Origin of the sequence: Pseudomonas sp. P116, from assembly GCF_020149425.1 — a bacterium.
Taxonomy (GTDB): Bacteria; Pseudomonadota; Gammaproteobacteria; order Pseudomonadales; family Pseudomonadaceae; genus Aquipseudomonas; species Aquipseudomonas anatoliensis.
Genome location: NZ_JACVHB010000006.1, coordinates 368915 through 383320, shown reverse-complemented (window position 1 = coordinate 383320; position 14406 = coordinate 368915). Strand labels below are relative to the sequence as shown.

The following is a 14406-nucleotide window of genomic DNA, read 5'->3' as shown; positions in this document are numbered from 1 at the left end:
AGAAACAAAAAAGCCCGTCAGGAGACGGGCTTCAAAATGTGACAGCTTTCGCGGGCTTAAAGTGGCTTGCCGCGGTTGCCATGCTGGCTGACAAAGGCCTGCACGGCTTTCAGGTCGTTCGGCAGAACGGTGCTGCGCTCATTTCGCTCAAACAAATCAGAAAGATGTGCAGGTAGCTCGAGAGCTTTTCCTACACCGGCCTTCTCCACCGCGTCCGGGAATTTCACCGGATGGGCAGTGCCCAAAATGACCATCGGGATGTCCAGGCTGCGACGGCACTCGCGCGCGGCTTTGACACCGATGGCCGTGTGCGGATCCAGCAGTTCACCGGTCTGCTCGTAAACTTCGGCAATGGTTTCACAAGTCTGGGCATCGTCGACAGCCAACGAGTCGAACAGTTTGCGTGCTTCGGTCCAGCGCTCTTGCTCGACGCTGAAACCACCGCCCTGCTTGAACGAATCCATCAGCCCGGCAATCGCTGCACCGTTGCGACCGTGCAGGTCGAACAGCAGGCGCTCGAAGTTCGACGAGACCATGATGTCCATCGACGGCGACAATGTCGCGTGCAGGGTTTCCTTGACGTACTGATTGCCGCTCATGAAGCGGTGCAGGATGTCGTTGCGGTTGGTGGCGACGATCAACTGGTTGATCGGCAGGCCCATGTTGCGCGCCAGGTAACCGGCGAAGATGTCGCCGAAGTTGCCAGTTGGCACCGAGAACGATACCGAACGCGCCGGGCCACCCAATTGAAGCGATGCGTGGAAGTAGTAAACGATCTGGGCCATGATCCGCGCCCAGTTGATCGAGTTCACTGCCACCAGACGGGTGCCTTTGAGGAAGCTCTGGTCGGCGAAGCTGGCCTTGACCATTTCCTGGCAGTCGTCGAAGTTGCCTTCAATAGCGATGTTGTGGATGTTCTCGCCGAAAATCGTGGTCATCTGGCGACGCTGCACTTCGGACACACGGTTGTGTGGGTGCAGGATGAAGATGTCGACGTTTTCGCAGTGTTTGCAGCCTTCAATGGCAGCCGAACCGGTATCACCCGAGGTGGCACCGACGATCACCACGCGCTCGCCACGCTTTTCCAGCACATAGTCGAGCAGACGACCGAGCAGTTGCAGGGCGAAGTCCTTGAACGCCAGGGTCGGGCCGTGGAACAGCTCGAGCACCCATTCGTTGCCGTTCAACTGACGCAGCGGCGCGACGGCGCTGTGCGAGAACACCCCGTAGGTTTCTTCAAGAATTTTTTTGAAATCGGCGTCCGGAATACTGCCGGTCACGAACGGTCGCATAACCCGAAAGGCCAGCTCGTGATAAGGCAGGCCAGCCCAGGAAGCGATTTCTTCCTGAGTGAAACGGGGCAGGACTTCCGGGACGTACAGACCGCCGTCGGTGGCAAGACCTGCCAGCAGGACGTCTTCGAAATTCAGGGCCGGTGCCTGGCCGCGGGTACTGATATAACGCATAGGGGCAAACCTTCGGTTTGAGCTACAAGCTGTGAGCTGCAAGCTACAAGTGGAAAGCGGTTCTGCTTTTACTTGCAGCTTGAAGCTTGAAACTTGCCGCTGCTGTTAATTCAAGTGTTCGACGCGGATCCGCACAACCGGACCGTCCACGCCGGCAAGGGCCTCGAGAGCGGCGATCGCATCGTTGATACGCTTTTCCACCACACGGTGGGTCAGCAGGATCATCGGCACCAGACCGTCGTGTTCCTCGACTTCCTTCTGCATGATCGACTCGATGTTGATGCCGCGCTCCGAGAGGATGCTCGCCACCTGAGCGAGAACGCCCGGATGGTCCTTGGCCTGAATACGCAGGTAGTAGGCGCTTTCGCAGGCTTCGATCGGCAAAATCGGATGGGCCGACAGCGAATCCGGCTGGAAGGCCAGATGCGGTACGCGGTTTTCCGGGTCGGAGGTCATGGCGCGAACCACGTCCACGAGGTCGGCGATCACCGACGAAGCCGTCGGCTCCATGCCAGCGCCAGCACCGTAGAACAAGGTCGAACCGGCAGCGTCGCCGTTGACCATCACCGCGTTCATCACGCCGTTGACGTTAGCGATCAGACGATCGGCCGGGATCAGCGTCGGGTGTACACGCAACTCAATGCCGGCGTCAGTGCTGCGCGCCACGCCGAGGTGCTTGATGCGATAGCCCAGCGCTTCGGCGTAGTTGACGTCAGCCGTGGTCAGCTTGGTGATGCCTTCGGTGTAAGCCTTGTCGAATTGCAGCGGAATGCCGAACGCGATGGAGGCCAGAATCGTCAGCTTGTGCGCCGCGTCGATGCCTTCAACGTCGAAAGTCGGATCGGCTTCGGCGTAACCCAGTGCCTGAGCTTCGGCCAGCACGTCTTCGAAGGTGCGACCCTTCTCACGCATTTCGGTGAGGATGAAGTTGCCCGTGCCGTTGATGATCCCGGCGACCCAGTTGATGCGGTTGGCGGACAGGCCTTCACGGATCGCCTTGATCACCGGAATGCCACCGGCCACTGCCGCTTCGAACGCCACGATCACGCCTTTCTCGCGTGCCTTGGCGAAAATTTCATTACCGTGAACGGCAATCAGAGCCTTGTTCGCGGTGACCACATGCTTGCCATTCTCGATGGCCTTGAGTACCAGCTCGCGGGCAACGGTGTAGCCGCCCACCAGCTCTATGACGATGTCGATCTCAGGGTTCGTGGCCACTTCGAAGACATCGTTGGTAATCGCAATACCGGTCGTCTGGAACTGAGGCTTTGGCGTGCGCATGGCAATTTGTGCCACTTCGATCCCACGCCCGGCACGACGAGCAATTTCCTCGGCGTTGCGCTGAAGTACGTTGAAGGTACCGCCACCGACGGTCCCTAACCCACAGATGCCTACTTTGACCGGATTCACTGTGAACTCCCCATAAAACGGCCGACGCAGGGTCGGCCGGAAAACAACCGCGTGCTCGCGGTTCTCTATTAATGGCCCGGCGATGCTGCCACCGGACCATGATCGTCAAAGGCTGACCGTGACGATGCGAATTACTTGACGCCCAGCGCCAGTTTGGCGACTTGTGGCGCCGGCTGGTAGCCCGGAATGACTTGTCCGTCAGCCAAAACGATGGCCGGTGTGCCATTCACGCCAATCGACTGACCGAGCGCGAACTGTTTGGAAACCGGGTTCTCGCACTTGGCGGCCTTGATTTCCTTGCCATCGACCATTTTGTCCATGGCGGCTTTCTTGTCTTTCGAGCACCACACGGCTTGCAGTTGCTCGTCGCCCGGCGAACCGAGGCCCTGACGCGGGAACGCCACATAACGCACTTCAATGCCGCGCTTGTTCAGCTCAGGCACTTCGGCGTGCAGTTTGTGGCAGTACGGGCAGGTGGTGTCGGTGAATACGGTGATGTGCGATTTGGTTTCGCCCACGGCCGGGTACACCACGGTTTCGGCAACCGGAATGGCGTTGACCAGTTTGGAGACGCCGAGACGCTCGGTCTTCTCGGTCAGGTTGACCGGCTTGCCGTCCTTGAGCTGAAACAGATAGCCCTGAACGATGTACTGGCCGTCGGCGCTGGCGTACAGCACGCGACTGCCCTTGAGCTTGACTTCATACATGCCTGGCAGCGGGCTGGCGTTGATGCTTTCTACCGGAACCTCGAGTTCGAGTTTTTCGAGACTTTGACGAATGGCTTTGTTGGCCGCGTCATCGGCGACGGCAAAGGTACTGACCAACGCAATGGCTGCGGCGGCGAAAATCTGGGTCAGACGCATGAGAACTCCTGAAGGCGGACAAATGGATCGATCAGAACGCCCGTGCCGAAACACCGGGTCATAACCGTCCATCGTGCAAACCGGCAAAGCCTAACACATAAGGTCACGGTGGCCGAATGCGCTGGATGCCAGAGAAACTGTGATGCTCGATTGGCAATCCTCAGCGTGGCGAGGGGATTTATCCCCGATGGGTTGCGAAGCAGCGCCAAAACCATCCGCCATCATTCAGTCAGGCAAACCGCGTTGACTGGTTTTGCGACGACTTCGTCGCCGAACGGGGATAAATCCCCTCACCACAGGTCAGCATTCCAACATTGGAACCTGCATCAGCCTCTTGGGTGGTGTTTGGCGTGCAGGTCCTGCAATCGAGCGCGGGCGACGTGGGTGTAGATCTGCGTGGTCGACAGATCGCTGTGCCCGAGCAACATCTGCACCACGCGCAAATCCGCGCCATGGTTGAGCAAATGGGTGGCGAACGCATGCCGCAAGGTGTGCGGCGACAGCGACTTGCCGATCCCCGCGACCTTGGCCTGATGCTTGATCCGGTGCCAGAAGGTCTGACGAGTCATCTGCTCACCCCGCTGACTGGGAAACAGCACGTCACTGGGCCGGCCGCCGAGCAACTCGCTGCGACCGTCCCGCATGTAACGCTCGACCCAGACAATCGCCTCCTCGCCCATCGGCACCAGCCGCTCCTTGCTGCCCTTGCCCATCACCCGCAAAACGCCCTGACGCAGATTGACCTGTTCGAGCGTCAGACTGATCAACTCGGTGACCCGCAGACCACAGGCATAAAGCACCTCAAGCATGGCGCGGTCGCGCTGGCCGATGGCTTCGCTCAGATCCGGCGCCTTCAGCAGCGCCTCGACGTCCGCTTCCGACAGCGACTTGGGCAGCGGCCTACCCAGTTGGGGCATGTCGATGCGTAACGTCGGGTCAACGGTGATGATCTTTTCTCGCAGCAAATACCGATAAAAGCCACGCACGCCGGAGAGAAATCTGGCAGTAGAGCGTGGCTTGTAGTTCTGCTCCAGGCGCCAGGACAGATGATCGAGAATGAGCTCACGACCGGCGTTGATCAGCTCCAGGTTCTTTTCCTGCAGCCAGCCGTTGAACAGCGCCAGATCGCTGCGGTAGGCATCGCGGGTGTTATCGGACAGGCCTTTTTCAAGCCATAAAGCGTCGAGGAATTGGTCAATCTGCGGATGGTCGATGGCAGGCATAAAGGCTCAAGTCAGGCAGCAACTGCGGGTGGTCGACAGTCTTTCACAGAGCAATCGATCACGGAACACTCAGCCGGCAAATCCCGGAAGCACCGGCACCGGTCGCTTGTCATCATCAATGGCGACAAAGCTGAACTGGCCATGAATCGCTTTCTCGCGACCGTCGCAGCTCATGCTTTCAACAAACACTTCTACCTCGACCTTGAGGCTGGTGTTGCCGACCTTGATCACCTTCCCCACCAGCTCAACGATCGAGCCCGCCGGGATCGCATGATTGAAGTCGATGCGGTCAGTGGACACGGTCACCAGTGGCAAGCGGCAGAAACGCGTGGCGGTGATGAACGACACTTCATCCATCCATGCCAGCGCAGTGCCGCCGAACAGAGTGTTGTGGTGGTTGGTGGTCGGCGGAAAGACGGCTTTGGTTACGCGGGTCACCGAGAGTTCGGTGCGGCGTTCGATTTCCTGGTCGCGCGGGGTCATGGGGTTACTGCTCTTGTGTGACGGGCTTCCGAATGAAAAGCAAGATCAACAGATCGCAGCCTTCGGCAGCTCCTACAGGGGGGATTTGGTGAATTTCGGACAACAAAAAAGCAGCCCGAAGGCTGCTTTTTTCTGCATCGGAAGCTGGACTTAAGCCAGTTTTTCCTTGATGCGAGCTGCTTTGCCCGACAGGTCGCGCAGGTAGTACAGCTTGGCTTTACGTACGTCACCGCGACGTTTGACAGCCATGCTGTCGATCTGCGGGGAGTAGGTCTGGAAAGTACGTTCTACGCCAACACCGTTGGAGATTTTACGTACGGTGAACGCACTGTTCACGCCGCGATTACGCTTGGCGATAACAACGCCTTCGAACGCTTGCAGACGGGAACGATCGCCTTCCTTCACTTTCACCTGAACGACAATGGTGTCGCCTGGGGCAAAGGTAGGGATTTCTTTGGTCATCTGCTCTGCTTCGAGTGCAAGGATGATTTTGTTGGTCATGCTGTGCTCCTAAGGTAAATCAACTGATCTACCATCGATACGTTGTTAACTATCGTCCCGCTCGCGGATGTATTCCTCGAGCAGCTTCTTCTCTTCTCCAGAAAGCGAGCGGCTTTCCAGAAGATCGGCGCGTCGTTCATAGGTCCTACCAAGGGACTGCTGTAAACGCCAACGCCGGATATGCGCGTGATTGCCACTTAGCAACACGTCGGGAACACGCTGATCCGCATACACCTCAGGTCGGGTGTAGTGCGGGCAATCCAGCAAACCATCCGTAAAGGAATCTTCCTCAGCGGAGTCCGCATGCCCTAAAGCTCCAGGCAGCAGCCGTGTAACCGCATCGATCAGGACCATGGCCGGCAGCTCACCGCCAGACAGTACATAGTCGCCAATCGACCACTCTTCATCGACATGAGCCTCAATAAAGCGCTCGTCAATGCCTTCATAGCGGCCGGCAATCAGGATCAATGCATCCGATTGTGCCAACTCGCGTACCGCCGACTGATTCAGTTGACGGCCTTGGGGGGACAGGTAAATAACCTTCGCCTCCTCCCCGGCTGCTGCCTTGGCCTGAGCCAGCGCATCTTCCAGGGGCTTGATCTTCATCACCATGCCCGGACCACCGCCAAACGGGCGATCGTCCACAGTGTGATGCCGATCCGTCGTGTAATCTCGCGGATTCCAACAGGTCAGCTGCAAGAGCCCCTGTTTGACCGCACGACTGGTGATGCCGTAGTCGCCAATGGCGGAAAACATCTCGGGAAACAAACTGATCACTTCTACGCGCAAGTTAGCCACGCTTAGAAGTCCGCGTCCCAATCCACCTTTATCTCGCCCGCTGCGAGGTCGACTGCCAACACGCATTGCTCCGTATAGGGCAACAGGCGTTCGCGATCATCCAGGCTGCCAGCGCAAGGCTTGACTACCATTACATCATTGGCGCCGGTTTCCAGAAGATGATCGATTTTCCCGAGCAATTGCCCAAGGGTGTCGATGACCTTCAGACCTTCGAGTTGGTACCAGTAGTACTCACCGTCGGTCAATTCAGCGAACAGGTTGCGCGGCACGCAGATCTCATAACCGGCCAGAAGACGAGCTTCTTCACGATCATCAAGACCCTTGAGCTTTGCGACCAGGAACTTGTCGCTCCCGCGTCCACTGACCAGCTCAACCTGTTTCACATTACCTTCGCGCTTGAGCGTCCAGGTTTTGTACTGCAACAGGTTTTCAGTCGGATCAGTAAAGGAATAAACCTTCACTTCGCCGCGAACGCCATGAACAGAATAAATTTTGCCAATAACGATCAAATCATCGGCAACAGCAGGCGTCGCGTTCATATTGCTCAGGCCGCAGCCTTGGCAGTTTCCTTCAACAACTGAGCAACACGCTCAGAAGGTTGTGCACCAACGCTCAGCCAGTAGGCTACGCGCTCTTGGTTCACGGACAGACGGATTTCCTGACCACGGGCAACAGGGTTGAAGAAACCAACCTGTTCTTTGTGGGAACCGTCACGCGGGTTACGCGAGTCGGTTACGGTCAGGTGGTAAAACGGGCGCTTTTTGGAGCCGCCAAGGGCAAGACGGATTGTTAGCATGTGAACATCGTTCCTGTAGTCGGTGCTGCAAATCTAAAGGCACAGCGGGAATAGGTGCCCGAAAGGCCGCATATTCTAAGGAATATCCGGACTTTTGCAAATGTCTTTTTCCGGCGGCCTATCGGACGCCATGCAGATTTGCTATAGAGCCGTCGTTGAAAACGGCCAGTCAGCTCCCGCCAAGTGCGGGTTTGCTGTTGATCCCGCATCCTTGCGGGGCCTGCGCCGGTGCGACGACCGGCCAGTTTTTTACATTTTCGGCATACCGCCGCCGGGCAACATACCGCCCATGCCGCGCATCATCTTGGCCATTCCGCCTTTGGCGGTGAATTTTTTCATCATCTTCTGCATCTGCTTGTGCTGCTTGATCAAGCGACCGATGTCCTGCACCTGAGTGCCGGAACCCATGGCGATCCGGCGCTTGCGCGAACCGCTGATCAGCTCAGGGTCGCGGCGCTCGGCCGGGGTCATGGAGTTGATGATGGCTTCCATTTGCTTGAACTGCTTCTCTGCGGCGTTCTGGGCATTGCCCATTTGCGACAGGTTGACGCCGCCGATGCTCGGCAGTTTGTCCATGAGCCCGCCGAGGCCGCCCATGTTTTTCATCTGTTGCAGCTGATCGCGGAAGTCTTCGAGATCGAAACCCTTGCCCTTCTTCAGCTTCTTGGCCAGCTTGTCGGCCTTGTCCTTGTCGAGGGTCGCTTCAGCCTGTTCGATCAGGCTGAGCACGTCGCCCATGCCGAGAATCCGCGAAGCGATACGCTCAGGGTGGAACGGATCGAGCGCTTCGCTCTTTTCGCCCATACCGATGAACTTGATCGGCTTGCCAGTGATGGCGCGCACCGACAGGGCCGCACCACCGCGTGCATCGCCGTCGACCTTGGTCAGGATCACACCGGTCAGCGGCAGTGCATCGCCGAAGGCCTTGGCCGTGTTGGCCGCGTCCTGACCGGTCATGGCATCGACCACGAACAGGGTTTCGACCGGGTTGATCGCGGCGTGCAGCGCCTTGATCTCGCCCATCATCTCTTCGTCGATGTGCAGACGGCCGGCGGTATCGACGATGACCACGTCGATGAATTTAAGCTTTGCTTCTTTAATAGCCGCAGCGGCGATGTCGACCGGCTTCTGGCTCAGGTCGGACGGGAAGAAGGTGACACCGACTTCACCGGCCAGCATTTCCAGCTGTTTAATAGCAGCAGGACGATAAACGTCCGCCGACACGACCATGACCGACTTCTTCTTGCGCTCTTTAAGGAAGCGCGCAAGTTTACCGGCGGTGGTGGTTTTACCAGCACCCTGCAGACCGGCCATCAGAATGACGGCGGGCGGCACGGCGCTCAGGTTCAAGTCTTCGTTGGCTGCGCCCATCAGGCTTTCGAGTTCGGCCTGGACGATCTTCACGAACGCCTGGCCCGGCGTCAGGCTGCGCGACACCTCGGTGCCGACAGCGCGCTCCTTGACCGAATTGACGAAGTCCTTGACCACCGGCAGGGCGACGTCGGCTTCGAGCAACGCCATGCGCACTTCACGCAGGGTGTCTTTGATATTGTCTTCAGTCAGCTTCGCCTTGCCGGTGACATGGCGCAGCGTCTGCGAGAGACGGTCGGTTAAGTTTTCAAACATTGCGCGATCCTTTCAGGCCCTGTGTAGACCGGGATAATGGCGGCCCAGACCGGAATCAACATGTGCTCGGCGAGCCTGCGGCGTGGGCAGGTCGCGGATTATAGCGAAGACTGCGTCTGGCGGACACCTCGCTGTCAGCTTCCTGAGTCTTTCGTGTCATGGCGGTTCTATGCCAAACTCAGCCCCTTTCGGGCTTGCCTAACAGGATTTATGCTCCCCTTGTCACCCAGTTTGCTGACTACCCTCGCCGCCGCCCTTCTATATGCCGCTGCGACCCTTTATCAGAGCACTCGTCTGGCCACCGGCGCCAAGGCGAACAAGCGCCTGCTGGTTACGCTCGGCGTCCTCGCCGTGGTGGCTCACAGCGCCAGCCTGCTCACGCATTTGCTGACCCCGATCGGTCTGGGCCTGGATTTCTTCAGCGCCTCCAGTCTCATCGCGGCGGCAGTGATCGCCCTGACACTGCTCGCCTGCTCGCGGATTCCCGTAGAGAACCTGTTGGTGCTGCTGTTCCCGCTGGGTGCGATCACCGTGTTGCTGGCGCAGTTCGCGCCGGCCGGCACGGTGCAGATCATCGATGAAGAGCCGGGTATTCTTGCGCACATTCTATTGTCGATCCTCGCCTACGGGATGTTCACCATCGCGGTGTTCCAGGCCTTGCTGCTGCTGGTGCAAGACCACCAGCTCAAGCACAAGCACCCGTCCGGGCTGATCAAGAACTTCCCGCCGCTGCAAACCATGGAAAGCCTGCTGTTCGGTTTCCTCTGGGCCGGCTGGACGCTGCTGTCGCTGTCGCTGATCTCCGGCTGGCTGTTCGTCGAGAACCTGTTCGCCCAGCATCTGGTGCACAAGACCTTGCTGGCGTGTCTGGCCTGGATCGTTTTCAGCGTGCTGTTGTGGGGCCGCAATCGTCTGGGGTGGCGCGGCCACAAGGCGATTCGCTGGACCCTCGCCGGTTTCTGCCTGCTGATGTTGGCGTACTTCGGCAGCAAACTGGTTCGTGAATACATTCTGCACATCTGACGGGCGGCATAAATGGACGGTTTGCCCATAGGGCCGATGCTCGCGGTATTTATCCTGCTGGTTTTATGGTCGGGGCTATTTACCGCCGTCGAAATCGCGCAGCAGCACCTGCTCGCACAACGCACAGCCTCGCGTGCCAGCGATAAACCGCTGGCGAAGCTGAGCTTCCCGCTCGACAGCCTGATCCTCTGCAATACCCTGTGCCGTGCGCTCGCGGTGATGATCGCCACGCTACTGGCGATTTTCCTCTGTGAAGAAAACGGCCCGTGGGCGGCGTGCCTGGGTGTCGGTGCGGTATTGCTGGTGTTTGCCGATTACTTCCCGCGCTCCCTCGCCCAGCGTTATCCGGATGCCGTGCTGGCGTTTGGCAATTCGCTGCTGGCGGTGCCGCTGAAAATCGTTTACCCGTTCGCCTGGCTGTTCAGCCGTATCAGCGCTTTGCTGCTGACGCCGCTGGTGCGCAAAGTCCAGGTCGTGCAGCAAAGCGAAGACGATGCGCCGACTGATCGTCACGATGCCCCGGAGCACCCGGTTCGCGCGCACCCGGTGTCGGGTATCCATGCGCTGGACAACATTACGGTCAACGACATTCTGGTGCCACGCAGTGACGTCGACGGTATCAACCTCGACGACCCGATCGAAGAAATCATCGAACAACTGCGCAACACCAAGCGCACGCGCCTGCCGCTGTTCCACAGTGATATCAACCAGGTTGAAGCCGTGCTCAACACCCGGCAGATCCGTCACTTGCTGAACGATGACGACCTGACCCGCGAAGCGCTGCTAGCCGCCAGTTACGAGCCGTACTTCGTGCCCGAAAGCACACCGCTGCAGCTGCAACTGCTCAACTTCCACAAGCAGCAGCGACGTCTGGGTATGGTGGTCGACGAGTACGGCGAAGTGCTCGGCATCGTCACGCTGGAAGACATTCTCGAAGAAATCGTCGGCGAATTCGAAAGCGAGCACAGCCTCGATAATCCGCACATTCACCCACAAGCCGATGGCCGCATGATGATCGACGGCACCGCCTCGATCCGTGAATTGAACAAGTGCCTGGGCTGGCACTTGCCCAGCGATGGGCCGAAAACCCTCAATGGCCTGGTAACCGAGGCGCTGGAGACCATTCCGGAAAGCGCTGTTTGCTTGAAGATCGGGCGTTATCGGCTGGAGATTCTCGAGACCGAGGAGAACCGGGTGAGCAAGGTGCTGATCTGGCATACCTCTTCTGTACCTGCTCTGGTGCCTGCCAGATAGAAGATCAAAAGATCAAAAGATCGCAGCCTTCGGCAGCTCCTACATTTTGGAATGCGGTCCCCTGTAGGAGCTGCCGAAGGCTGCGATCTTTTACTCTTGTTTGATTGTTAGCCACCTTCCTATAATCCAGCCGGCTTACCCAAGCCTCGCCGAACCTTGTGCTTACCCCGCACTACACGGATCTCGACGATTTCCGCTTCACTCCGACGACTGTTCCTACTCGAAACAGCGCTCGCGCCTGATCCCACATCCCTGGGTGCTCAACCATAATAATTCGCTCCACCGGAGCTCATGACTGTCAGGGATCACCGCATGACGACCAGTACCGCTTTCAGCGAAACCACGCCAGCCCAACCGACCAACTCCGCCACCCGCGTAGCCACGGCGAGTTTTATCGGCACCGCGATCGAGTTCTATGACTTCTACGTCTACGCCACGGCTGCCGCACTGGTGATCGGGCCGGTGTTCTTTCCGCAAACATCCGGCACTGCGCAGATGCTTTCGGCGTTTCTCACCTTTGGCATTGCCTTCCTCGCCCGGCCGTTGGGTTCGGCGCTGTTCGGTCACTTCGGTGACCGCATCGGGCGCAAATCGACACTGGTCGCCTCGCTACTGTTGATGGGCGTGTGCACCACGTTGATTGGTGTGCTGCCGGGTTACGCCACCATCGGGGCCTGGGCGCCGATTCTGTTGTGTGTGCTGCGCTTTGGTCAGGGCCTGGGATTGGGCGGCGAATGGGGCGGTGCCGCGCTGCTGGCGACGGAGAACGCGCCGAAAGGCAAACGAGCGTGGTTCGGCATGTTTCCGCAACTCGGCCCTTCGATTGGTTTTCTCGCCGCCAATGGTCTGTTCCTGACGCTGGCCATGACGCTGGATGACGAACAGTTCCGCAGTTGGGGCTGGCGCATTCCGTTTCTGCTCAGCGCAGCGCTGGTGATGGTCGGTCTGTATGTACGTCTGAAACTCCACGAAACGCCAGTGTTCGCCAACGCCATGGCGCGCCAGGAGCGGGTCAAACTGCCGCTGGTCGAACTGTTCAGCCAATATTGGGCGCCGACCCTGTTGGGCGCGGCGGCGATGGTGGTGTGTTATGCGCTGTTCTATATCTCGACGGTGTTTTCCCTGAGCTACGGCGTGTCCACCCTCGGTTACAGCCGCGAGACGTTCTTGGGGCTGCTGTGTTTTGCCGTGTTGTTCATGGCCGCAGCGACGCCACTGTCAGCCTGGGCCAGCGATCGTTATGGACGCAAACCGGTGCTGATCATCGGCGGTGTACTGGCGATTCTTTCGGGGTTTCTGATGGAGCCGCTGCTGACCCAGGGTTCGACCTGGGGCGTGGCGCTGTTTCTGTGCATCGAACTGTTCTTGATGGGCGTGACGTTCGCACCGATGGGCGCGTTGCTGCCGGAACTGTTCCCGACCCACGTGCGCTATACCGGCGCGTCGGCCGCGTACAACCTAGGCGGCATTGTCGGAGCCTCGGCGGCGCCGTTCTTTGCGCAGAAACTGGTGGCGATGGGTGGTTTGAGTTATGTCGGCGGGTATGTTTCGGGAGCGGCGGTGATCAGCTTGATCGCGGTGCTGTGCTTGAAGGAAACGCGCAATAACGACCTGAATCAGATTGCCTGACAGACCGCTATCGCGGGCAAGCCCGCTCCCACAGGGATTTCTGTTGATCACAAATTTTGTGTGCAACCAAACAACCTGTGGGAGCGGACTTGCCCGCGATGAACGCGCCTCGGTTTACAGCTCTACAACAACAGCCTGAGCAGCACGGGTCGCCTTGGCACGAGCAGCCTCGATCGACTCATCCCGCGCCAATGCCACGCCCATCCGGCGCTGACCGTTCACTTCTGGCTTGCCGAACAGACGCAGTGCCGTATCCGGTTCGCTCAGCGCAGCGCCAAGATTGGCGAATGCAGTCTGGGTCGACTGCCCTTCCACCAGAATTACCGCCGAAGCCGATGGGCCGAACTGACGGATCAGCGGCACCGGCAAGCCCAGAATCGCGCGGGCATGCAGGGCGAATTGCGACAGGTCCTGGGAAATCAGCGTTACCAGGCCAGTGTCATGCGGACGCGGCGAAACTTCGCTGAACCACACCTGATCACCTTTGATAAACAGCTCGACACCAAACAGCCCACGGCCACCCAGCGCCTCGGTTACCGCTTTGGCAACACGCTCGGATTCCGCCAACGCAACCGGGCTCATGGCTTGTGGCTGCCAGGATTCCTGATAGTCGCCCTTCTCCTGACGGTGACCGACCGGTGCGCAGAATGTAGTGCCACCGATGTGGCGCACGGTCAGCAGAGTGATTTCGTAGTCGAAATCAATGAAGCCTTCGATGATCACCCGCCCTTTGCCGGCACGACCACCTTCTTGGGCGTAGTCCCAGGCTTTCTGCACGTCATCGGCGCTGCGCAGCAGGCTCTGGCCTTTGCCCGACGAACTCATCACTGGTTTGACGACACATGGGAAACCCAGGTCTTCAACAGCTTTGCTGTAGTCCTCGAAGGTGTCGGCGAAGTGGTACGGCGAGGTCGGCAGGTCCAGCTCTTCGGCGGCCAGACGACGGATGCCTTCACGGTTCATGGTCAATTGCGCAGCGCGAGCAGTCGGGATCACGGTGAAGCCTTCGGCTTCCAGCTCGACCAGAGTGGCGGTGGCAATGGCTTCGATTTCCGGCACGATGAAGTGCGGCTTCTCGGCTTCGATCACTGCGCGCAGGGCGGCGCCATCGAGCATGTTGATCACGTGGCTGCGATGCGCGACCTGCATGGCCGGCGCGTTGGCGTAGCGGTCAACGGCAATCACTTCAACACCCAAACGTTGCAGTTCGATCACCACTTCCTTGCCCAACTCACCACAGCCACACAGCAATACGCGGGTCGCGGTTGGCGACAATGGAGTTCCGATACGGGTCATCTCAGGTCCTCAAAGAAGCGGATCATCGAGGAAAGCGT

At 58.8% G+C, this 14406-nt stretch carries 14 protein-coding genes; 3 read left to right on the top strand and 11 right to left on the bottom strand.

From position 1 onward, the window contains the following. Positions 1 to 56: 56 nt before the first annotated feature. The 10 genes from thrC to ffh form a co-directional block, all read right to left on the bottom strand. Complete coding sequence (gene thrC, locus ICA15_RS21870; RefSeq protein WP_210554585.1) at positions 57 to 1466, bottom strand: threonine synthase; 1410 nt, start codon at positions 1464 to 1466, stop codon at positions 57 to 59. 105 nt (positions 1467 to 1571) lie between these two features. Then, positions 1572 to 2876 (bottom strand): homoserine dehydrogenase, encoded by a 1305-nt coding sequence (locus ICA15_RS21865; RefSeq protein ID WP_150617233.1) that lies wholly within the window; start codon positions 2874 to 2876, stop codon positions 1572 to 1574. A 131-nt stretch (positions 2877 to 3007) separates the two neighbouring features. Further along, the gene (dsbC, locus tag ICA15_RS21860) at positions 3008 to 3739 is read right to left on the bottom strand and encodes a bifunctional protein-disulfide isomerase/oxidoreductase DsbC (RefSeq protein ID WP_150617232.1); all 732 of its coding nucleotides are present in this window, start codon (positions 3737 to 3739) and stop codon (positions 3008 to 3010) included. Positions 3740 to 4065: 326 nt separating this feature from the next. After that, a complete protein-coding gene (gene xerD, locus ICA15_RS21855) occupies positions 4066 to 4962 on the bottom strand; it encodes a site-specific tyrosine recombinase XerD (protein WP_042557828.1) in 897 nt (298 codons plus the stop codon). 69 nt (positions 4963 to 5031) lie between these two features. Then, complete coding sequence (locus ICA15_RS21850; protein WP_150603767.1) at positions 5032 to 5445, bottom strand: acyl-CoA thioesterase; 414 nt, start codon at positions 5443 to 5445, stop codon at positions 5032 to 5034. A 150-nt stretch (positions 5446 to 5595) separates the two neighbouring features. Beyond that, positions 5596 to 5946: a 50S ribosomal protein L19 gene (rplS, locus tag ICA15_RS21845; protein WP_003175895.1), complete on the bottom strand. Its 351-nt coding sequence runs from the start codon at positions 5944 to 5946 to the stop codon at positions 5596 to 5598. Between the two features lie 45 nt (positions 5947 to 5991). After that, the gene (trmD, locus tag ICA15_RS21840; RefSeq protein ID WP_042557825.1) at positions 5992 to 6744 is read right to left on the bottom strand and encodes a tRNA (guanosine(37)-N1)-methyltransferase TrmD; all 753 of its coding nucleotides are present in this window, start codon (positions 6742 to 6744) and stop codon (positions 5992 to 5994) included. A 2-nt stretch (positions 6745 to 6746) separates the two neighbouring features. Then, entirely contained in the window at positions 6747 to 7283 is a 537-nt protein-coding gene (gene rimM, locus ICA15_RS21835) for a ribosome maturation factor RimM (RefSeq protein ID WP_210554584.1), read from the bottom strand. Between the two features lie 5 nt (positions 7284 to 7288). Then, on the bottom strand, positions 7289 to 7540 hold the full coding sequence (gene rpsP / locus ICA15_RS21830; protein ID WP_042557823.1) for a 30S ribosomal protein S16: 252 nt from the start codon (positions 7538 to 7540) through the stop codon (positions 7289 to 7291). Between the two features lie 249 nt (positions 7541 to 7789). Next, positions 7790 to 9166, bottom strand: a complete 1377-nt coding sequence (gene ffh / locus ICA15_RS21825; RefSeq protein ID WP_150617231.1) for a signal recognition particle protein — start codon at positions 9164 to 9166, stop codon at positions 7790 to 7792. Between the two features lie 210 nt (positions 9167 to 9376). Between ffh and ICA15_RS21820 the strand changes: the two genes are divergently transcribed. The 3 genes from ICA15_RS21820 to ICA15_RS21810 all read left to right on the top strand — a co-directional run bounded on the left by ICA15_RS21820 (position 9377) and on the right by ICA15_RS21810 (position 13072). Beyond that, positions 9377 to 10189, top strand: coding sequence for an inner membrane protein YpjD (locus ICA15_RS21820; protein ID WP_150603765.1), 813 nt, complete (start codon positions 9377 to 9379; stop codon positions 10187 to 10189). Positions 10190 to 10201: 12 nt separating this feature from the next. Further along, positions 10202 to 11443 carry a transporter associated domain-containing protein gene (locus ICA15_RS21815; RefSeq protein WP_210554583.1) on the top strand — a complete coding sequence of 414 codons (1242 nt, stop codon included), beginning with the start codon at positions 10202 to 10204 and terminating at the stop codon, positions 11441 to 11443. 312 nt (positions 11444 to 11755) lie between these two features. Continuing rightward, the gene (locus ICA15_RS21810; RefSeq protein WP_210554582.1) at positions 11756 to 13072 is read left to right on the top strand and encodes an MFS transporter; all 1317 of its coding nucleotides are present in this window, start codon (positions 11756 to 11758) and stop codon (positions 13070 to 13072) included. Between the two features lie 114 nt (positions 13073 to 13186). Here the strand turns inward: ICA15_RS21810 and purT are convergent, their stop codons facing one another. Next, positions 13187 to 14368, bottom strand: coding sequence for a formate-dependent phosphoribosylglycinamide formyltransferase (gene purT / locus ICA15_RS21805; protein WP_122662258.1), 1182 nt, complete (start codon positions 14366 to 14368; stop codon positions 13187 to 13189). Positions 14369 to 14406: the final 38 nt, after the last annotated feature.